This window comes from Orbus hercynius (assembly GCF_003634275.1).
Classification (GTDB): Bacteria; Pseudomonadota; Gammaproteobacteria; order Enterobacterales; family Orbaceae; genus Orbus; species Orbus hercynius.
The window spans coordinates 986,632-1,007,284 of the sequence record NZ_RBWY01000001.1 but is presented as its reverse complement, the minus strand read 5'-3'; the positions used below and the strand labels follow the sequence as shown (position 1 = coordinate 1,007,284).

At 38.6% G+C, this 20,653-nt stretch carries 18 protein-coding genes and 1 CRISPR repeat array; of the genes, 12 read left to right on the top strand and 6 right to left on the bottom strand.

Features of this window, described 5'->3' with window-relative positions; genetic code table 11:
• Positions 1–8 precede the first annotated feature (8 nt).
• Both cas5fv and cas6f read left to right on the top strand, forming a co-directional pair.
• Positions 9–1,022 carry a type I-Fv CRISPR-associated protein Cas5fv gene (gene cas5fv / locus DES39_RS04600; RefSeq protein WP_121144562.1) on the top strand — a complete coding sequence of 338 codons (1,014 nt, stop codon included), beginning with the start codon at positions 9–11 and terminating at the stop codon, positions 1,020–1,022.
• A gap of 9 nt (positions 1,023–1,031) precedes the next feature.
• On the top strand, positions 1,032–1,634 hold the full coding sequence (gene cas6f / locus DES39_RS04595) for a type I-F CRISPR-associated endoribonuclease Cas6/Csy4 (protein WP_121144561.1): 603 nt from the start codon (positions 1,032–1,034) through the stop codon (positions 1,632–1,634).
• 320 nt (positions 1,635–1,954) lie between these two features.
• Positions 1,955–4,443: direct repeats of the CRISPR family, unit length 28 nt; unit sequence GTTCACTGCCACATAGGCAGCTTAGAAA.
• 626 nt (positions 4,444–5,069) lie between these two features.
• On the opposite strand, the gene dusC is transcribed toward cas6f, so the two are convergent.
• The 6 genes from dusC to DES39_RS04565 all read right to left on the bottom strand — a co-directional run bounded on the left by dusC (position 5,070) and on the right by DES39_RS04565 (position 11,182).
• On the bottom strand, positions 5,070–6,029 hold the full coding sequence (gene dusC, locus DES39_RS04590; protein WP_121144560.1) for a tRNA dihydrouridine(16) synthase DusC: 960 nt from the start codon (positions 6,027–6,029) through the stop codon (positions 5,070–5,072).
• Entirely contained in the window at positions 6,019–6,807 is a 789-nt protein-coding gene (locus DES39_RS04585) for a molybdopterin-synthase adenylyltransferase MoeB (RefSeq protein WP_211324617.1), read from the bottom strand. Before DES39_RS04585 ends, dusC begins: the two co-directional genes overlap by 11 nt.
• 272 nt (positions 6,808–7,079) lie before the next feature.
• Entirely contained in the window at positions 7,080–7,625 is a 546-nt protein-coding gene (locus tag DES39_RS04580) for a cysteine hydrolase family protein (RefSeq protein WP_121144558.1), read from the bottom strand.
• A 174-nt stretch (positions 7,626–7,799) separates the two neighbouring features.
• Positions 7,800–8,984: an ABC transporter permease gene (locus DES39_RS04575; RefSeq protein WP_121144557.1), complete on the bottom strand. Its 1,185-nt coding sequence runs from the start codon at positions 8,982–8,984 to the stop codon at positions 7,800–7,802.
• The gene (locus DES39_RS04570; protein WP_121144556.1) at positions 8,984–10,180 is read right to left on the bottom strand and encodes an ABC transporter permease; all 1,197 of its coding nucleotides are present in this window, start codon (positions 10,178–10,180) and stop codon (positions 8,984–8,986) included. Before DES39_RS04570 ends, DES39_RS04575 begins: the two co-directional genes overlap by 1 nt.
• 30 nt (positions 10,181–10,210) lie before the next feature.
• Positions 10,211–11,182: an HlyD family secretion protein gene (locus DES39_RS04565; protein ID WP_121144555.1), complete on the bottom strand. Its 972-nt coding sequence runs from the start codon at positions 11,180–11,182 to the stop codon at positions 10,211–10,213.
• A 343-nt stretch (positions 11,183–11,525) separates the two neighbouring features.
• Here DES39_RS04565 and aspS point away from each other — a divergent pair, with 343 nt between their 5' ends.
• The 10 genes from aspS (at position 11,526) to dapF (ending at position 20,631) form a co-directional block, all read left to right on the top strand.
• Positions 11,526–13,283: an aspartate--tRNA ligase gene (aspS, locus tag DES39_RS04560; RefSeq protein ID WP_121144554.1), complete on the top strand. Its 1,758-nt coding sequence runs from the start codon at positions 11,526–11,528 to the stop codon at positions 13,281–13,283.
• 49 nt (positions 13,284–13,332) lie between these two features.
• Positions 13,333–13,779, top strand: a complete 447-nt coding sequence (gene nudB / locus DES39_RS04555) for a dihydroneopterin triphosphate diphosphatase (protein WP_121144553.1) — start codon at positions 13,333–13,335, stop codon at positions 13,777–13,779.
• Between the two features lie 70 nt (positions 13,780–13,849).
• Positions 13,850–14,593: a YebC/PmpR family DNA-binding transcriptional regulator gene (locus DES39_RS04550; RefSeq protein ID WP_121144552.1), complete on the top strand. Its 744-nt coding sequence runs from the start codon at positions 13,850–13,852 to the stop codon at positions 14,591–14,593.
• The gene (gene ruvC, locus DES39_RS04545; RefSeq protein WP_121144551.1) at positions 14,593–15,084 is read left to right on the top strand and encodes a crossover junction endodeoxyribonuclease RuvC; all 492 of its coding nucleotides are present in this window, start codon (positions 14,593–14,595) and stop codon (positions 15,082–15,084) included. Before DES39_RS04550 ends, ruvC begins: the two co-directional genes overlap by 1 nt.
• 300 nt (positions 15,085–15,384) lie before the next feature.
• A complete protein-coding gene (locus tag DES39_RS04540; protein WP_121144550.1) occupies positions 15,385–16,047 on the top strand; it encodes a hypothetical protein in 663 nt (220 codons plus the stop codon).
• A 186-nt stretch (positions 16,048–16,233) separates the two neighbouring features.
• The gene (gene ruvA / locus DES39_RS04535; RefSeq protein WP_121144549.1) at positions 16,234–16,854 is read left to right on the top strand and encodes a Holliday junction branch migration protein RuvA; all 621 of its coding nucleotides are present in this window, start codon (positions 16,234–16,236) and stop codon (positions 16,852–16,854) included.
• A gap of 48 nt (positions 16,855–16,902) precedes the next feature.
• Positions 16,903–17,913 (top strand): Holliday junction branch migration DNA helicase RuvB, encoded by a 1,011-nt coding sequence (gene ruvB / locus DES39_RS04530; protein WP_121144548.1) that lies wholly within the window; start codon positions 16,903–16,905, stop codon positions 17,911–17,913.
• A 257-nt stretch (positions 17,914–18,170) separates the two neighbouring features.
• Positions 18,171–18,308: an LPS translocon maturation chaperone LptM gene (lptM, locus tag DES39_RS04525; RefSeq protein ID WP_211324616.1), complete on the top strand. Its 138-nt coding sequence runs from the start codon at positions 18,171–18,173 to the stop codon at positions 18,306–18,308.
• Positions 18,308–19,555 carry a diaminopimelate decarboxylase gene (lysA, locus tag DES39_RS04520; RefSeq protein WP_121144546.1) on the top strand — a complete coding sequence of 416 codons (1,248 nt, stop codon included), beginning with the start codon at positions 18,308–18,310 and terminating at the stop codon, positions 19,553–19,555. The genes lptM and lysA overlap by 1 nt, the downstream gene beginning before the upstream one ends.
• A 251-nt stretch (positions 19,556–19,806) precedes the next feature.
• A complete protein-coding gene (gene dapF, locus DES39_RS04515; protein WP_121144545.1) occupies positions 19,807–20,631 on the top strand; it encodes a diaminopimelate epimerase in 825 nt (274 codons plus the stop codon).
• Positions 20,632–20,653: the final 22 nt, after the last annotated feature.

The window sequence follows — 20,653 nt, the reverse complement described above, 5'->3', positions numbered from 1 at the left end:
GGTGAGTGATGAAAATTACGATTGAATATGAAGCGTCTTGGCGCAACTCATTTTTGAATGGGTCGAATAATGAGTTATTGCCTAAGGATGGCCGAAAATTTATTGCGTCAATGACTGAATTAAAAAAAGAAGGAAATTACATCAAGCGTAGCGTAACTAAAGACACCGTGATGGGGATTCTTAATCGTTTAATTGGTGATCAGCGAAAATTATATCAATCGCGTGGTAGTGATAATTATTATTTCACTGATATTGAGCCAATATTACAGCAAAGTGACATTATTGATGAAGCACTATATAGCAGTGAAATGGTTTACATTCGTAATATTTCTGGCAGTGAAGATCAAAATTCATTCACTGGTGAGATAAAAGCCAATGATCCGACGTTTCGATCAGAGTATTCTCAACAACTATGGGGCATTTTATGGATGTGTCGCGAAGAATTATGTCAGTTTGTTGCCGATGAATCAGTGAAAGTTAGTCTCTCTGGAGAATTAGATCCCATTATTGTTTGTGAAAAAATAGAGTCGTTAAGTGCAGAAAAACCGATTGATGTGGTAGGTGAAATTGAAAAAACATTACTGATTTTTCAACAAACATTTCCTGATATTCATTATTTAACGGCTAAAAATCAGCTGCCATTGGTTAGTCTTTATACGTCTGCTTTGTATTTACAAATTGATCGCCTTGTTAAACAGTTTGATTTGACTAATGTACTGACAAAAAGTGGCGGTTTAAGTGGTATTTCGAAACGTGGCTTTACTAAAAAGGATTTTATGGCTCGTTATACTACCGGTGCTAAAAAACTAGTTTGGGGCAATCCTTATTTACTCAAAGAGAGAAAAAAAGGCGAGGGTGAAGTTGTATCAATACTCACTAAAGCAAATGGTAAGCTCACGATCAACCTCAATATTTCTAAAGAACAGGCGCTGGATTTAAATGAAAAAATAGATAATGCGGGTGTTTCCTCGTTTTATTTAGGTAAAAAAGGGCTGGCTTATGTTACTGATATTCATATTTAAGGAGATACCGTGAAGTATTATATTGAACTCACACTGATGGATAATCCTGATTATTCCCCGTATCAGTTATGGTCACATCTTTATACTCAGCTTCATTTGGCCTTAGTCGAACAAAAAGGTGATAACAATAAAGTCAATATTGGCGTTTCATTCCCGCAGTATCGCTTTAATCAACAAAAGTCCGTGGGTTTTTTAGGCACAAAGTTACGTCTTTTGGCGCCATCTGAGCTGGATTTGCAAAAATTAGATCTGGGGCGGTGGCTTGCGCGTTTGACTGATTATCTGCATATTGCTTCGATTCGACAGGTTCCCGATAATGTAAATAGCTATGTTATTTACAAGCGTAAACAAGTAAAAACCAGTGCAGAACGTCTAGCTCGTCATCGAGTAAAACGTGGTGACATTAGTTATAGCGACGCAGTAGCTAATTATAACCATGTTGTTACCAAGACCAATTTACCTTATGTTCAAATGATGAGTTTAAGCTCATCCGCTGGGCAAGATAAAACAAACTTTAAACTGTTTATAGAAAGGAAATCAGCGGAGAACACAAGCAAGCAAGAATTTAGTACGTATGGATTAAGTTCGGATAGTTCGGTACCAGAATTTTAGTCTAAATAGTTTATTGTTCTTTAACAATCGAATAAAATCAATACAATATAATAGCGATGTTAATTGTGAATTTTTAGTTATAAAAAGATTAACTCGCTGTTATCAAGTTATTTTATGGTAGTACCATTTATTGCCGTATCAATAGCGTATTGACTGACCCTGTTTAAATAAAACCCACAAATAAAATTACCCAAAGTTTTTTTTATTTTAAATAATTAAATAAAATCAATTAATTAATTTTTTTCACGTAAACTATGGGTAATTTAAAAATTCGATAATTAACACGTTGTTATTATTTTATTTATTATGTTAAGATTACAGTTCACTGCCACATAGGCAGCTTAGAAATACTTTTACTACAGATAAAGCCCCATCTCTTAGTTCACTGCCACATAGGCAGCTTAGAAAATTTCTGATTAATAAAAATTGTTCGTTTCTGTGTTCACTGCCACATAGGCAGCTTAGAAACTCACAGCAGAAACACAAAAATTACTCGCAACGTTCACTGCCACATAGGCAGCTTAGAAAGACCCGCGGTACCAGCCTAGTCTTCGGATTGTGTTCACTGCCACATAGGCAGCTTAGAAATATTTCTGTAGCCCAAAATTTAACGCCGGAATGTTCACTGCCACATAGGCAGCTTAGAAAAGCTGTGATTGAGTTTGATTCAAAGTGGATAAGTTCACTGCCACATAGGCAGCTTAGAAATGCGGGGAAAACTTTCGCTAACTCGGGGTATTGTTCACTGCCACATAGGCAGCTTAGAAACATGAGGAATATGGAATGCAGCACCAATTTTAGTTCACTGCCACATAGGCAGCTTAGAAAAACATTAAGAATGCAAGAATTGTTACGGCTTGGTTCACTGCCACATAGGCAGCTTAGAAAAGAGCTTGTGAAGTTTAATATCGTCTTCTGTTGTTCACTGCCACATAGGCAGCTTAGAAAAAATTTTATTGTGTCAAAGAAAGTGGCAACATGTTCACTGCCACATAGGCAGCTTAGAAATCTTTAAAAGAAAAATCATTTTCAGAATATTTGTTCACTGCCACATAGGCAGCTTAGAAAATTTTAGAATAGTGTAGAACTTCTGCACTTATGTTCACTGCCACATAGGCAGCTTAGAAAGTCAACAATAAAATCGGCAGCTTTTCCAAGCAGTTCACTGCCACATAGGCAGCTTAGAAAGATAAATCTTTTTCGCTCTCTCCGAGATCTTGGTTCACTGCCACATAGGCAGCTTAGAAATTGCTGATAAGTTAAATCAGCACGAATTGATGGTTCACTGCCACATAGGCAGCTTAGAAAAACACTTTTTGATTGATGTCAGACTTAGTAAACGTTCACTGCCACATAGGCAGCTTAGAAAAAGGCGTAGTCTATTATTAGCGATATCACTTTGTTCACTGCCACATAGGCAGCTTAGAAAATATTATCGTTCTTGTTAATCTCATCTTCGTTGTTCACTGCCACATAGGCAGCTTAGAAAAATGCGTAATCTATTATTAGCGATATCACTTTGTTCACTGCCACATAGGCAGCTTAGAAAACTGTTTTACGTCGCTAGCTAACAACTCTTTCGTTCACTGCCACATAGGCAGCTTAGAAAATTCGTTTATGATAGACGAAACAGTAACATTTGTTCACTGCCACATAGGCAGCTTAGAAATAGAAGCGCTTCGCTCTCGATACGAGAGAGCAGTTCACTGCCACATAGGCAGCTTAGAAAAACTCTCTCTAAGTCGACTATAAGAGATACTAGTTCACTGCCACATAGGCAGCTTAGAAAAAAAGGGGCTTGCGCCCCTAAAAATTAATTGTGTTCACTGCCACATAGGCAGCTTAGAAATTTAATTAATTTTCCGAAAAGCGAATTATTTTGTTCACTGCCACATAGGCAGCTTAGAAATATCACATCTCAAGCTAAATTTTCTGTAAGTGGTTCACTGCCACATAGGCAGCTTAGAAAGTATGATTTAGCTTTAGTTTTAATTAGCTTAAGTTCACTGCCACATAGGCAGCTTAGAAATAGATCCGCTCTAAGCGTCCAAAATTTTATTGGTTCACTGCCACATAGGCAGCTTAGAAATTGTTTAAACTCGATAGTTTTGATTTTTCTACGTTCACTGCCACATAGGCAGCTTAGAAAATTTGCTTGTTATTACACAACATTATGTTACCGTTCACTGCCACATAGGCAGCTTAGAAATTTCGAAACATCTACATCGTTTGCTGAAACATGTTCACTGCCACATAGGCAGCTTAGAAAAGTTTTGAGTAGCTAATAAATCTCTACTTGCTGTTCACTGCCACATAGGCAGCTTAGAAATAAAAAAGCTAAAGTTATTTTCGTTCAGCTAAGTTCACTGCCACATAGGCAGCTTAGAAATGTAAGAGTAAATCAATTTCATGATCGTGTTGGTTCACTGCCACATAGGCAGCTTAGAAATTGTTTAAACTCAATCGTTTTAATTGATTTTCGTTCACTGCCACATAGGCAGCTTAGAAAATAAACATTCAGTACGTATTCCTGTGCCGCGAGTTCACTGCCACATAGGCAGCTTAGAAAAATCAAACATTGTGTCGGCGACAAACGTAGATGTTCACTGCCACATAGGCAGCTTAGAAAAAAAGCAAATAAATACTTTAAGAGTGATACAGGTTCACTGCCACATAGGCAGCTTAGAAAACAATACTTGTATTTCTATTTTGAATATCAGCGTTCACTGCCACATAGGCAGCTTAGAAAAAGCGTAGCTAATCGGAAAAGACAATCGGGTAGTTCACTGCCACATAGATAACTTAAAAAATCCACTTTTTTACCTGTCATTGCGGTTATTTGTTCAATAAGCTAAACAAAAAAAAGCGAACCCAATATGAGTTCGCAAAATAATAAGGAATAGGAAAACAATGAATAATCATTGAAGTTGTATTATTATCTTTTTTAATTATTTTGTCCGTTAAGTAATCGTAATCATTAATTAAAGAAAATGAATAAACATTGTAAATCGAAGTTTTTCTATATATTTTGATTTATATCAAGGTTTTTTAGCATTAAAAAAATGATTATTCCTTATTTGATTGCTTTTATGCTAAAGTTTGGTTGGTGTAGTGCGTTAAATTGTATTTTGTTTGCTTTTTTATCTGGTTTTTATTCGGATTAAAGATATTTATTAATTTATCGGTGACCAATTATATAGTAAGAATACGCCAAAGCATGAATAATCATGCTATTAGCTTATATTTTGTTTAGGGCTCAATGTGCGCATACTGATTTATTTCATCATCACTATTATAAAACTTCTTAGAAAACGAATTTATCCGCTTGAAAGTTATTCGATTCGTCTATGTTCATAATAAGTATTATCGTCTTTATCATTTTAGTGAAATGAAATTCTATGAGTGCCCAAAACGCTTTTCCGTGTTGCGTTAAAATCAGCACATGGTTAAGCTATCAAGCATCTCTTGTTGTGTTTTAAGTTTACGAACACGTTCAAGCAAGAGTACGGCTTGTGGGTAATGCTGCTTAAGGTAGCTTAACCACTGCTTAATTCGTGCCGAATGGTATAGCGGTTTTAATGACACCTGTTCTTCTGGCGAGGTAGATTGCGCATATTGCTGCAATATTGATAAGACAGCCGGCCAAGCTAGCGGTGGCTGATTGTGACGAATCATATTGGCCAAATTAGGGCGGGTAAGAATACCGCGCCCTAACATGATGCGATTTGTGCCAGTTTGTATTAAGCAATGCTGGGCATCAAGTGGACTGAAGATTTCGCCATTGGCAATGACGGGAATCGATAATGTTTGTTTAATTTTACCAATAGTTTGCCAGTCAATTTTATCGCGCTGATAGCCATCTTGCTTTGTGCGACCATGAATGACAACCTCATTGGCACCACCCTGGGCAACAGCATCGGCAATTTCAAAGCAGCGACTTTTATCATCAAAGCCAAGCCGAATTTTAATGGATAGCGTTTGCTCTGGCGCAATAGCCGCTCTGACTTGCCGGGCAATTTGATAGATTAACTCCGGTGATTTTAATAAATACGCGCCGCCTTGGCTGCCAACCACGGTTTTGGCCGGGCAGCCACAATTAATATCAATACCGTAAGAACCGAGCTCAGTGGCATAAGCAGCGTTTTCCGCCATTAGCTCGGGTGATTGCCCCAGCAGTTGTACGCGCACTGGCGTGCCTGATAGCGTTTTGCCTTGTTGGGATAATTCAGGACATAACCGGTAAAATGTTCGCTTAGTGAGTCTGTGATGCGTGACGCGTACAAATTCCGTCACACAATAATCAATATCATTGAGTTCGGTCAGTAATTGCCGCACTTGATAATCTAGCACGCCTTCCATTGGCGCCAGCACAATTTGTTGAAGGTTAGTGAGCATGGCAGATTGGGCAGTTTGCCCATTTAGTGAATTTAACTTCGTTAAATTGCATGGTCATCATATCAATCATTAACAAACGATTAATCAGTGGCTGTCCATAATGGGTTAACACCTTAATCGCTTCTAAAGCTTGTAAGGAACCGATTACACCGACGAGAGGCGCCATTACACCTGCTTCAACGCAGGTTAAGGTTTCCCGGCCAAATAGTTGGCTTAAGCATTGGTAGCAAGGTGTATCTTTTTGATAGGTAAATACGGATAATAATCCTTCCATACGAATTGCTGCGCCAGAGATGAGTGGTTTACGCAAACGATAGCAACAGGCATTGATCTGTTCACGTGTTTGAATATTATCGCTACAATCTAACACTATATCGTGCTGCGCGATATGATGCGCAAGCGCATTATCATCTAACTGCTGCGAAATAATATCAATTCGTATATCTGGATTGTGTTGCGATAGGGCTTGTTTTGCAGCTAATACTTTTTTTTGTTTCAGCGACTGAGCCGTATAAAGAATCTGCCGATTCAAATTAGATTCACTAACCGTGTCAAAATCAACGAGAGTTAAATGACCAATTCCAGCACTGGCTAAATAGAGTGATGCACTGCAACCTAGTCCGCCAAGGCCAATAATTAAGGCTGAACGGTGCTTCAAAATCATTTGTTTATCAATATCAAACCCTTTAAGCGTTATTTGGCGGTCATAACGCAGGAGTTCTTTGTTGGTCAGTTGGTGCATAGAGGCAATACATTTATTGAATGTTATTGTGATCATTTTAACATAAAAATTAGCACATTGAGTGACAATTTAGCCTAGCGGTCCCTTTTTTTAAATCAGATAAGCCCGCCAAACATCGTTCATTTATTGTCAATGGACTTGGTTATTTAGTCGCTAATAATCATGGCATATAATATCGGATATACTGCAACAATTCCAGGGATCTGTTGGCCGATAAGTACACACACAGCTAATCCACTTGAAAACAATTTTGCGTTAGATCTTGTTACTAAAAGCACAAACTATGATACAGCGTAATAATATTTTGATTATAAGACGCTGGCGCCTAGTACTTGTTTAAAATGATTCAGTGCCCATTGGTGGGCATTGGGATCAAAACTCGCTACTGCTTTTTTAATAATGACAATTTGATAACCTAAATTATAGGCATCTATAGCAGTGTGTAAGATGCAAATATCGGTGCACACACCCGTTAAATGGATTTCGGTAATCTGCCTTTCTCGTAGGCGTAAATCTAAGTCTGTACCACAAAATGCCGAGTAATGGCGTTTATTCATCCAATAAATGTGAGGTGATGATTGATATTGTTGATAAAGCGTCGCTAATGAGCCATAAAGTGCTTGCCCTGTAGTGCCGATAATATTATGCGGTGGAAAGAGTTTATTTTCGGGGTGAAAAGAGTCATTAATATCATGGCAATCAATAGCAAATACAACATAATGACCTTGCTCGATAAATGTACGTGTTGTTGCAACTAACTGCGATTCGATTTCTTGCCCAGCTTTGGCGGTGGTAAGTGCGCCATTATTAGCGATAAAATCATTCGTGTAATCAATTGAGATTAATGCTTTCATGTTTTATTTATCAAATATATCACAGGTCATTTAAGCTTAGGCATAAATGGGATAGATGACAAGTGATAAATTATGTTTATAAATTAAAATGTGGTGAGTTAGGTGTTACGATAATTATCTATAAACGGCTAATCACCATCATGCTTTGATGTGATGATTAGCCGTTTATGCAAACTACGGATGAGAGCGATGTTGTAAACGCTTAAATTGACGATGATAACAGTAAAGCGCAATAATAAAATAAATAATAAAGAGTAACAATAAGTTATACATTTCCGGTAAAACTAAAGCTAATGGGGCACCCATTTCAGCAATTTTTACAAAGGCTATCATACTTGGAACTGCCGGAAATAGATGAGCAATAAAGGTGATAGCTGAAGGAATTAACTCTTTTGGCCAAGATATGCCAGATGAAAAGAATAACAAAATACTAATTGGCACCATTAATAAAAAGGGATCCTCTGCGCGTTTCATAAAAGAGCTTAATGCAATTGCAAAGGTAATTGTTGTGCAGAGGAAAATAAAAATAAACAGTAAAATATCACTATAATCTGCTAGATTGGGAATATCGTACCACTTGATAACCATCGTAAGATAAAAAGAAAGCATCACCAAATAAACCGATAAGAATGTGAAAATTTTACCGACGATAAATAACAAGGATTGCAGCCACGAAGAAGTTACTGTGGTAAATGAAGCAAATAGCGTAGCGGTTTTATCTTTTGATGAAAAGGTCGTTAATAGTATGCCAATAAATAGCAACTGATGTAAAATAAGAATAAAAACGGGAGGTAGCACATACGTTGCATAGCCTGATTGCGGATTAAATAAACCGATCATATTTGTGATAAATGGCTGACTACCGCCTTGAGCAACGGCAGGATCAATCCCTTGTACAATTTGCCGCTCAACTGAAATTTTACTACCCATTGCAGCTACAACGCTGCTAAGCGTTGTAGCAACATTATTATAAATAAGAATATAACTGGCATCACCATAAAATGCGATAGGTGATGATTCTCCACGTAATATTTTTTGTTCAAAGCGTAAAGGAATAACAAGAATACCCGTTATTTGACGTGTTTTAAGCAGATGCTCGGCTTGTGACATCGAATTAACCATGGTTGTAACGTTAACCGTTTTAGTTGCATTAACATTACGTATTAATTCTCGACTCATCGTTGAATTATCCTGATCTAATACCCCAATTGATACATTCGTTAATACTTCTTTGACATAAGGCTGCGGGTAAAAAAAACAGTAAACGAGTGGGCCAATAATCATAACGCTAATAACATTTTTATTTAAAAATATATTTTTAAACTCTGCAATAATGATGGCTAAAAGGCATTTTCCCATTATATGGTTCCTCGTTTAGTCTTGTTCTTAAAATTTAGGCCAATCAGGCAGAGCGGTACGAATGTTAGCAACAACATAAAAAATATTGGCGTAAACGCATCGGTTGTGGTTAAGCCTCGAAGCGTTTGATCTAATCGTAGTTGTATGTACCATGTGACAGGCAACAGACTCCCCCAAATGTAGGCAAAACTATTCATTGCTAAACGAGGGAAAAACAGTCCAGTGAAGCCGAAAGCGGGCGCGGAACAAACCCCAATCACCCCGAAGTTTGAGAGTTTATCTGGCATAAAAATTGCGAACATCATACCAATCATTAGTGCAGCAATAATAAAAAGAAGATCGCCGATAATTAGCATAAAGATATTGCCATTTATCGGCAGTCCAAAGTAATAGGTCATAATAAAATCTAAAAACAATAACGGAACCATAAAGATAGCAATGTAGAGTGAACTCTTATTGATAAAAAAAAGAATGGGATTGTTGTTGGCTACTCGGCGTAATGAGTTTAAATTGGGTTGAAACTGTTTTTCCAGATGAATCGTTGCCGTCATGGTAAACATCATAATAATTTGTAGCACAGCCGGAAAAACACCACTGACAAGGGTATAGACAAAACTCAATGTTGGATTAAAGAGTGGATGGGTGTCTATCGCGAGAGGCTTAAGCTGGTTTTGGCCTATTGCTGTTGGCGTGTTACTTTGTTTAATTTTCTGTAATTGGATTTCAGCAATGTAACCGCTTAGGCTACTTGAAATCGCTCGATTAGCTGTACCGCCGACAGTCATATATTGGTTATTGTAAAATGTCGTCACTTCAGGCTGTTTATTGGCAAGCATACGCTGTTCAAAGTTTGGCGGAATCATGACAATGGCATAGATATCATTATTTAATAAATGTTGTTTTGCTGCGGTTAAATCATGAAAACGTTGGGATACCGCGATTTCAGAACTTGCGGCAATTCTTTGTATTAGCTGACGTGATGAGATTGACTGATCTTGATCGACAATAGCAATGGGTACTTGCGTAATACTGCCTGCATGGTATAAAGAAAAGAACGTCACTGCGATTAAAAATGGATAAATAAAAACCATAATCATCAGTGAGGGGATTTTTCTTATTAGACGCAGTTCTCTTAACATCATAAATAAAATGATAGGCTTACGTGGTAAAGAATCACAAGCTGAATTATCTTTCACATAATCTCCTTATTTTGATCACACTCGTGCTTATTCTTTCCATGTAATTGTTGCACTCATACCCGGTCTTAAGCCATCCACTTGTTCAGTGGGTTTTGCCCTTACTTCAAATGTTTTTAAATCAAAATCACCCGTTGCTTTAGTTGCGCGCCAATTTGCATATTCGCCAAGCGCATTAATAGCGGTAATTCTAACTTGAATCTGTTTTTTTAAAGCCGGAATCGTGATACGGTAAATGTCGCCCACCTTAGCATTATGCAGCAGATCCTCACGGACATTAAAAGTGATCCACATATCATCTAAGTCGATGATTGAAAACAGGGGCGTACCAGGACTATAAAGCTGCCCAATTTCGGCGACTTTTGCTGTAATTTGACCATTAATTGGTGAGATAACCGTTAATTCACTGAGATCAACATTAACTTGGGATAACGCAGTTTGTGCTTCTTTAACTTGAGCATCTGCAAGCTCTTTAGACTCAACACTATTCCCATTAACGCTGTATTGATAATTAGCTTTAGCTTCTTCTCGTGCTTGCTTAGCAACCGATAACTGATTGCTCGATTCATCAAATTGCTGTTTAGAGATCAGATTTTTTTCTGCTAATTTTTTTAGACGTTCATAGCTTAGCTGTGCAAGTAGCAAATCGGCTTCTGCTTTTTCTAATGCGGCTTTTTGGGCATCAATAGTTTCTTGACGAGTGCTATAGGCAATATTTCGATTAGCAATGGCAACATCAAGTTGGGATTGAACATAATCACGTTGTGCAACAAGTGATGGGCTACTTAATACCAGTAATACATCTCCCTTACTGACATTATCACCGACATCATAATTGATCTGGCTTGCTCTTCCTTGCACGCGTGCGGCAATATCAACTCGGTTAACTTCAACTTCGCCTTGTAAACTCATGGTATGACTAGAAAGGGAATAATATAAAATAAAACTCGCTAGAACAATGATCGCAATAAATAAAATAAAAATATGCTTTTTACTACTCATGTTATTTCTCAATAATGTAAATTGAGCTTAAATTTAGTATTTTTCAGTTAGATGGTCAAATCTATTTTGGAAAGGGGTATGTTGAAAAATTAGTGGCGAGGTTTAGTTTAATTTGCTGAAATATAACAATATAATTGGATATATTGCTATTTTTTCCTCAAGTGTTTTTATGCGTTTGTCATATTAGAAAAGCATAAAATGGTAATTTTTTCTGATTACTTAAGCGGAATATAGCTCAAAATAATTACTTTGGTATAAATAAAGATTGAATATCATTTTTATACAAAAAGAAATTGCTCTATAATAACGGCTATTTAGCAAAATGGCTTACAGGATATCTTTTATGCGAACAATTTATTGCGGGCAATTAAATGCTGCTCATGTTGATCAAACCGTTACTCTCTGTGGATGGGTTAACAAACGACGTGATCTTGGTGGTATGATTTTTATTGATATGCGAGATCGTGAAGGGATTGTACAAGTCTTTTTTGATCCAGATTATGACGCGGCATTCAAACTTGCATCTGAACTGCGTAATGAGTTTTGTATTCAGATTAAAGGCAAGGTTAGAGCGCGTCCTGAAGGTCAGGTTAATAAAGAGATGGCTACTGGTGCGGTTGAAGTGTTAGCAACCGAGCTGACCATTTTTAATCGTTCTGACGTTTTACCCCTAGATTTTAATCAAACGAATACCGAAGAACAACGCTTAAAATACCGTTACATTGATTTACGTCGTCCCGAAATGGCGAAAATTTTTAAAACACGCGCCAATATTACAGCATTTGTACGGGCATTTATGAATGAACATGGCTTTTTAGATATTGAAACGCCAATGCTGACTAAAGCAACGCCAGAAGGTGCAAGGGACTATTTAGTGCCAAGCCGTGTTCATAAAGGCGAATTTTATGCGCTACCACAATCACCACAGATTTTTAAACAACTGCTGATGATGTCCGGTTTTGACCGTTATTATCAAATTGTGAAATGTTTCCGCGATGAAGATCTTCGCGCCGATCGCCAGCCTGAATTTACGCAAATCGATGTTGAGACTTCGTTTATGACCGCTGAGCAAGTACGTGAAATTATGGAAACAATGATTCACGGTTTATGGAAAAAAATTCTCAATATTGATCTGGGCAAGTTCCCAATTATGACCTTTGCTGAGGCAATGCGTCGTTTTGGTAGTGACAAGCCTGACTTACGAAATCCACTTGAAATTATTGATGTGGCTGATCTGGTTAAAACTGTTAATTTTAATGTTTTTTCCGCGCCAGCAAATGATCCTAAAGGCCGCGTGGCATTACTGTGTGTACCGCGTGGTGCGTCGTTAACACGTAAACAACTCGATGAATATACGCAGTTTATCAGTGTTTATGGCGCCAAAGGCATGGCATGGATTAAAGTCAATGATCGCTGTAAAGGGTTAGAAGGTGTGCAAAGCCCTATTGCGAAATTCTTTGATGAGGCGCAAATGGAAGCGGTGCTTGCGCGTGCAAATGCTAAAGATGGTGATATTTTATTATTTGGTGCCGATAGCTATAAAGTGGTGAGCGATGCATTAGGCGCGTTAAGACTGAAAGTCGGTAAAGATTTACAATTAACGAATGAAAAGTCATGGATGCCACTTTGGGTGATCGATTTCCCTATGTTTGAAGAAACCGATGGTGGATTAAGTGCAATGCACCATCCATTTACTTCTCCAAAAGATTATTCACCCGAACAGCTTAAGCAAGATCCGATTAATGCGGTTGCTAATGCTTATGATATGGTCATTAATGGTTATGAAGTCGGTGGGGGCTCGGTGCGTATTCACCGTAATGAAATGCAGCAAGCTGTCTTTACTATTTTAGGCATTAGCGAGCACGAGCAACGTGAGAAATTCGGTTTCTTACTTGATGCATTAAAATATGGCACGCCTCCTCATGCCGGTTTAGCATTTGGGCTAGATCGCTTAGCGATGTTACTCAATGGCACTGATAATATTCGTGATGTTATTGCATTCCCTAAAACAACAGCGGCTGCGTGTTTATTAACTGATGCACCAAGCCCAGCAAATCCAGCTGCGTTAACTGAACTTGGTATTGAAGTAAGCAAAAAATAACTGGCCTATTAAAGCGTTAACTCATTGATTTTACGCTTTGGACATATTGATGAATTATAAAAATCCAGAGTCCGTCTTAGTTGTGATTTACTGTCAAACAACACATCGTTGTTTGATGATGCAGCGCCAGGATGATCCTTCATTCTGGCAGTCTGTCACTGGCAGTTTAGAAGTAAATGAGATCCCTTATCAAACCGCTCTGCGCGAAGTGCACGAAGAGACCGGAATTGATATCATTAAGCATCATTATCAGCTCATCGATACGCGTTATAGCGTTGAGTTTGAGATCTTTGCCCAATTTCGTCATCGCTATGCACCGGGGGTGACGATCAATAAAGAACATTGGTTTTACTTAAATTTGCCGCAGGAAATTACGCCAGTATTGACTGAGCATTTAAACTTTGATTGGTTACCGTTTGATCAAGCAGCACAACTGACCCCTTCATGGAATAATAGCCAAGCAATTACTCAAATAACGCAGTGGATAAACTTATAATGAATTTTAAAAAAAACTCTGTTAGAATGCAGCGATTTTATTGAAACCAATTTTTTATCTGGAGAATTTTATGGCAGGTCATAGCAAGTGGGCCAATACCAAACACCGTAAAGCAGCGCAAGATGCTAAACGCGGTAAAATTTTTACCAAAATTATTCGTGAATTAGTAACCGCAGCGAAAATCGGTGGTGGCGATCCAGCGTCAAATCCACGTTTACGTGCGGCAATGGATAAAGCATTATCGAATAATATGACGCGAGATACCATGAATCGTGCTATCGCTCGTGGTGTGGGCGGTGAAGATGATAGCAACATGGAAACTATCATTTATGAAGGTTACGGCCCAGCGGGCACGGCCGTTATGGTTGAATGCTTAAGTGATAACCGTAATCGTACGGTATCTGAAGTGCGTCATGCATTCACTAAAACAGGTGGTAACCTTGGTACTGACGGCTCGGTATCCTATTTATTTACCAAAAAAGGCGTGATTTCATACCCTGCGGGGACGAATGAAGATCAAGTTATGGATGCGGCGTTAGAAGTGGGCGCTGATGATGTCGTTACTTATGATGATGGCGCAATTGATGTATTTACTACGCCAGAATCGTTTGGGGAAGTGAAAGATGCCTTAGACGCGGCTGGACTCGTTTCAGAATCGGCTGAAGTATCGATGATTCCTGCGACCAAAGTTGATTTAGATATCGACTCTGCACCAAAATTATTACGTCTTATCGATATGCTTGAAGACTGTGATGACGTACAGGAAGTTTACCATAATGGTGAAGTTTCTGACGAGGTTGCAGCAACGTTATAATGCCTATTATTTTAGGCATCGATCCCGGTTCGCGTTTGACGGGTTACGGTGTAATTCGTCAAACAGGCCGTCAGTTAACTTACCTTGGTAGTGGGTGTATTCGCACCGCCGTCGATGATCTGCCAACGCGTTTAAAGCGAGTGTATGCCGGCGTTAGCGAGATTATTTTACAATTTCAACCTGATATGTTTGCGATAGAACAAGTTTTTATGGCGAAGAATGCTGATTCCGCGCTTAAATTAGGTCAAGCACGTGGTGCGGCAATCGTCGCGGCGGTTAATCAAGAGTTGCCAGTATTTGAGTATGCGGCAAGATTAGTCAAGCAATCAGTGGTGGGCACCGGCGCTGCCGATAAAAAGCAAGTTCAGCATATGGTTAAAATGTTACTCAAGTTACCAGCGAGCCCACAAGCCGATGCGGCCGATGCGCTGGCAATTGCTATCACTCATGCACATAGCTATCAAAATTTACTACAAAATTATAAAAAATAACCGATCAAAATCACTATCAATCAATCTGCTTAGTTTTCTCTTTAATACCCCGAATTTTGTTGTTTCATGCTATTTTATGCTAAAAACGTGGCGAGTGTTTCTGATACTATAGCCACGTTTTTACCTAATCTTAGGATCAAGGTTAACAAAATATATTAAACTTACCTACGTTCTGCATTTCATTTAGTTTGCTTCAATTTGTGAGATAGCGCCGGCCATGCTGAAATTTTTGGCCATCACTTATTATTGATGGCAGCATAAATTAATTGTTTTGAGCGCAATAAATATAAGAGGCGATTGATGACGATTAATAAACAGGGAATCACCCTATTAAGGGTAATTATCATGCTAATTTATGTATTACTTTATCCAATGGCATGGTTTTTTCCTGTGCAATTTGGATGGGAAAATGGTTTATTTGAAAATACTCAACTAGCCGTTTGCTTTGTTGGTTTTGCCTTGGCGACTTACGCCTTTTATTACGAGAAACGCTGCGATCTACGCTGGTTTTGGACGATGATTATGGTGATTTGGTTTATCATGTTTTGGCGAGAACTCAGTTGGGGAGCCTGCTTGTATCCACCAACGACAATGAATACTGAAACTGGTGGCGCATACCCTTCTTCGTCACTCTGGTATAAACCGATTATCCACCCACTGTTATGGGCATTATTAGCGGCGATTGTGCTAGTCTTTTTTGTGAAACGGCAATATCGAACCGTTACTATGCTATGGCGTGAAAAACAGTTTCCTTTAGTTGAATTTATTTTAGCGGCTATCGGAGCTCTGATTTCAACTGCCTCAGAAGGGCACATGCATTTGTCGTTACCATGGGTAAACGGCTTTAGTGAAGGTCAGATGCAAATCATGGAAGAACTGGCTGAACTTGCAATGTACCTTGCTCTATTTACCGCGCAGCTAAGGGTGTCACGCACATTTAAAAAAATCACTTTCGTACGATAGCCTGCAACTGTTTATCTTAGACCTGGTCGGTAATAGTCTGTCAGTCTCGCTAATTACCTGCTAGGTCATTTAATTCAAAACCTGCTGACCTTAACTATGGCTGTGTATTTATACAGTTTTTCTTTATTCTTTTACTATCATCAGGTAAACTAAGCAAAATTTTATGATAATAAAAAGGGATACAAGGTGATTGGTCGTTTGCGAGGCATTATAATAGAAAAACAGCCGCCAGAAGTCTTAATTGAGGTAAATGGTGTGGGATATGAAGTGTCAATGCCGATGACATGTTTATATGATTTACCTGATAATGGTCAAGAAGCGGTTATTTTGACACATTTTGTTGTTAGAGAGGACGCACAATTACTCTATGGTTTTAATCATCAGCAAGAGCGCTTATTGTTTCGTGAATTAATTAAAGTTAATGGTGTTGGTCCAAAATTAGCATTAGCAATTTTATCTGGTATGTCTGCAACTCAGTTTGTTGCCGCAGTTGAACAAGGCGAGATTAAAACTTTAGTTAAATTGCCGGGTGTGGGCACAAAAACTGCCGAACGTTTAATTGTTGAGATGAAGGATCGTTTTAAACACTTTGGTGGTGATCTGCTTAATCGAACGGTGCCTGAAGATTGTGAAGATAAGTCGGTAAAATCGATGCAATTAGCAAACAATATTGAGCGTGAAGCTATTTCCGCATTAATTTCGCTAGGTTATAAGCCACAAGAAGCAAGTAAAATAATCAGTAAAGTGATAAAACCTGAGATGGATAGCGAAACACTGATAAAAGAAGCGTTGAAGTCAGCATTATAATGGTTTCAAACTTGTTGATAACGATATTTAATTTAAAGAGCAATAACCATGATTGAAGCTGATCGCTTAATATCACCGACTGAACAAAGAGACGATGATCCTATTGACCGGGCGATTCGTCCAAAATATTTAACGGAATACATAGGCCAACCTCATGTCCGTGAGCAGATGCAGATTTTTATTCAGGCGGCAAAGCAGCGCGGTGATGCCCTAGATCATTTATTAATTTTTGGTCCGCCAGGGCTTGGTAAAACTACCTTAGCCAACATTGTGGCAAACGAATTAAATGTCAATCTTAGAACCACATCAGGTCCAGTGCTTGAAAAAGCCGGCGATTTAGCGGCGATGTTAACTAATCTTGAGCCGCACGATGTCCTTTTTATTGATGAAATCCATCGATTGTCGCCTGTTGTTGAAGAGATTTTGTATCCGGCAATGGAAGATTATCAACTTGATATTATGATTGGAGAGGGGCCCGCTGCCCGTTCTATCAAAATTGATTTACCCCCATTTACCTTAATTGGTGCAACAACTCGGGCGGGATCATTAACCTCGCCATTGCGCGATCGTTTTGGCATTGTTCAGCGTTTGGAGTTTTACCAAGTGGCGGATTTAGAATATATTGTTAGCCGCAGTGCAAAATATCTTGGCATGGATCTCTCGCCAGAAGGTGCTCACCATATTGCTAAACGTTCTCGCGGTACGCCACGAATTGCTAATCGATTATTACGTCGAGTCAGGGATTTTGCCGATGTTAAATCGAATGGTATTGTTGATGCAGCGATTGCCATTCAGGCACTTGATATGTTAGATGTGGATATCGAGGGATTTGATTTTATGGATCGTAAGCTGTTACTTGCCATTATTGAAAAATTTATGGGGGGGCCTGTTGGATTGGATAATTTAGCAGCAGCGATTGGGGAAGAGCGAGAAACGATTGAGGATGTGTTAGAACCATTTTTAATTCAACAAGGCTACATTCAACGCACGCCAAGAGGTCGCATCGCAACACCGCACTCTTATCGTCATTTTGGGATTATCAGTCATGATACGAAATAACGCTTGACGGTTTTGTTGTTATGACAGGGCAAGAGCAACTATTAACAATACGGATATAATATAAATTAATGATTAATTTATATTTATCAATATTTATGTATTCTGCACACTCGGCAATAGCCAATAAGTGCTGAAATATAGTAATATACTGGCCATTATCACAATTACATTCTGAACATAATTTTAGTGAGTGCTAAGGTAATTGTAATTAGCTAAAATTATTGTGTTATCAAGGCATAATTTAAGTAGATACCATTATGATGAAAATGTTCTTATCATTAGTTCTGTTCTGTTTTTTACTCACTGCATGTGGACTAAAAGGGCCGCTTTACGAGCCTAAAAATGATACCACTGCATTAAATTTTACTTCATATCAAGATCATCGGGTTGCCTAATGAATTTTTTACACTATCAACAGGACAAATTATTTGTACACCAGCAATCGATTGCCGATTTAGCAAAGCGATATGGCACGCCGCTTTATGTCTACAGTGAAAATTATATCAAGAAGCAATGGACTGAATTTAATGATGCTTTAAAAGGGCGTAAACATTTAATCTGCTATGCCATTAAAGCGAATAGCAATTTAGCCATTTTAAGTACCTTAGCACAACTTGGCTCTGGATTTGATATTGTGTCTCAAGGCGAGCTTGAACGAGTGTTAAAAGCGGGAGCCGATCCGAAAAAAGTGGTATTTTCTGGGGTAGCAAAATCGGTGTCAGAAATCGAACGCGCGTTAGAAGTTGGTATCAAATGTTTTAACGTTGAATCAGAAGCTGAGCTGCTACGTATTCAAGATGTTGCAAAACGTCTAAACAAAATAGCTCCTATTTCACTGCGCATTAACCCTGATGTGGATGCCAAAACCCATCCTTATATTTCAACCGGCCTGCGTGAAAACAAATTTGGCATCAGTTATCAGTTAGCTCGACAGGTTTATCAACGTGCAACAACGTTATCGCATATCGCTATTATGGGCATCGATTGCCATATCGGTTCGCAGCTTACGGAATTATCGCCATTTTTAGATGCCGCTGATCGGATATTAGCGTTAGTTGATGAATTAAAATCTGACGGCATTATCATTAAGCATATCGATTTTGGTGGTGGACTTGGTGTTTGTTATGATGATGAAGTGCCACCAACGTCAGCTGATTTAGTTGCTGCATTGTTAAAAAAATTAGATAATTATCAAGATATTGAAATATTATTTGAACCGGGTCGCTCCATTGTTGCAAATGCTGGTTTATTAGTGACCAAAGTTGAATATATTAAACACCAAGATGATAATCATTTTGCTATTGTTGATGCGGGGATGAATGATTTGATTCGTCCGGCACTATATGAAGCTTGGATGCGCATTATTCCAGAAACGCAACCATCGGCTGATGCACCAAATTATGCTTATAATGTGGTTGGTCCGATTTGTGAATCGAGTGATTTTTTAGGTAAAGGTCGACAATTAGCGGTGCAGCAAGACGATTTATTGGTTGTGTGTAGCGCGGGAGCTTATGGTTTTAGTATGGCATCAAACTATAATAGCCATCCAAGGCCCGCTGAAGTGATGGTTGATGATACTGACCATCGTTTAATTCGTCAGCGAGAATCCTTTGATATGTTATGGCAAGGTGAAATTGTTTAATTTTTACTGACCTAAGTGTCTGATACACTTAGGTCATATCGATTTATCGTTACCCATTATTATCCGGTAATAATAACTCAGTCTAAGTCAAATCTTTAAACTTAATAATACGTTACGTTAACTAATTTCATTTACTTACCATTCACTTGTTTGACAGATAAAACCGATACACTAATAGCCACACGCTTTACTCACTGCTATAATGTATCGATTAAACCGAATACGGCATGAAATAAGTAAGTGAGAGTAAGATGAATTTTTCCAAAATGCATGGGCTAGGCAATGATTTCATGGTCGTTGATAGCATTACTCAAAATGTTCATTTATCCCCAGATACCATCCGGCGATTATCCGATAGACATACTGGTGTTGGTTTCGATCAGCTTTTACTCGTCGAACCCCCCTATTCCCCTGATACTGATTTTCACTATCGTATCTTTAATGCTGATGGGAGTGAAGTTGAGCAGTGCGGTAATGGCGCTCGCTGCTTTGCCCGTTTTGTTCGATTGAAAGGGTTAACTAAAAAACGTGTTTTAAAAGTTAGCACCCAAAAAGGTATCATCGTATTAACCGTGAATGCTAATGAAACGGTGAGAGTCAATATGGGTTCACCATGCTTTGATCCTATCGAAGTGCCCTTCAAAGCAATAAAAGAAGAAAAGACCTATATTATGCGAGTGAAAGAGCAGACGGTATTATGTGGTGTAGTTTCCATGGGTAATCCACATTGTGTATTGCAAGTTGATAACGTGGAAACGGCACAAGTGAGCGTTTTAGGTCCAATACTTGAATCTCATGAACGTTTTCCAGAACGGGCAAATATTGGCTTTATGCAAATTCTTGATCGAAATACTCTTCGATTAAGGGTATTTGAACGTGGAGCAGGTGAAACAATGGCTTGCGGTACTGGCGCTTGTGCTGCGGTAGCCGTTGGCATTCGTCAGGGCATTTTAGATGACGTGGTGAAAGTGAAATTACCCGGTGGTGAGCTACTAATTGAATGGCAAGGTAATCGCAATCCGTTATTTATGACAGGTAGCGCTACGCATGTTTATGATGGTTTTATCTCGTTATAAGGGGATGGGAAAAAATGACTTC

Excerpts from the sequence above, each read along its gene's own strand:
- cas5fv (WP_121144562.1), top strand. The coding sequence starts at position 9 with ATGAAAATTACGATTGAATATGAAGCGTCTTGGCGCAACTCATTTTTG.
- dusC (WP_121144560.1), bottom strand. The coding sequence starts at position 6,029 with ATGCTCACTAACCTTCAACAAATTGTGCTGGCGCCAATGGAAGGCGTG.
- DES39_RS04585 (WP_211324617.1), bottom strand. The coding sequence starts at position 6,807 with ATGATCACAATAACATTCAATAAATGTATTGCCTCTATGCACCAACTG.
- DES39_RS04580 (WP_121144558.1), bottom strand. The coding sequence starts at position 7,625 with ATGAAAGCATTAATCTCAATTGATTACACGAATGATTTTATCGCTAAT.
- DES39_RS04575 (WP_121144557.1), bottom strand. The coding sequence starts at position 8,984 with ATGGGAAAATGCCTTTTAGCCATCATTATTGCAGAGTTTAAAAATATA.
- DES39_RS04565 (WP_121144555.1), bottom strand. The coding sequence starts at position 11,182 with ATGAGTAGTAAAAAGCATATTTTTATTTTATTTATTGCGATCATTGTT.
- aspS (WP_121144554.1), top strand. The coding sequence starts at position 11,526 with ATGCGAACAATTTATTGCGGGCAATTAAATGCTGCTCATGTTGATCAA.
- nudB (WP_121144553.1), top strand. The coding sequence starts at position 13,333 with ATGAATTATAAAAATCCAGAGTCCGTCTTAGTTGTGATTTACTGTCAA.
- DES39_RS04550 (WP_121144552.1), top strand. The coding sequence starts at position 13,850 with ATGGCAGGTCATAGCAAGTGGGCCAATACCAAACACCGTAAAGCAGCG.
- ruvC (WP_121144551.1), top strand. The coding sequence starts at position 14,593 with ATGCCTATTATTTTAGGCATCGATCCCGGTTCGCGTTTGACGGGTTAC.
- DES39_RS04540 (WP_121144550.1), top strand. The coding sequence starts at position 15,385 with ATGACGATTAATAAACAGGGAATCACCCTATTAAGGGTAATTATCATG.
- ruvB (WP_121144548.1), top strand. The coding sequence starts at position 16,903 with ATGATTGAAGCTGATCGCTTAATATCACCGACTGAACAAAGAGACGAT.
- lptM (WP_211324616.1), top strand. The coding sequence starts at position 18,171 with ATGATGAAAATGTTCTTATCATTAGTTCTGTTCTGTTTTTTACTCACT.
- lysA (WP_121144546.1), top strand. The coding sequence starts at position 18,308 with ATGAATTTTTTACACTATCAACAGGACAAATTATTTGTACACCAGCAA.
- dapF (WP_121144545.1), top strand. The coding sequence starts at position 19,807 with ATGAATTTTTCCAAAATGCATGGGCTAGGCAATGATTTCATGGTCGTT.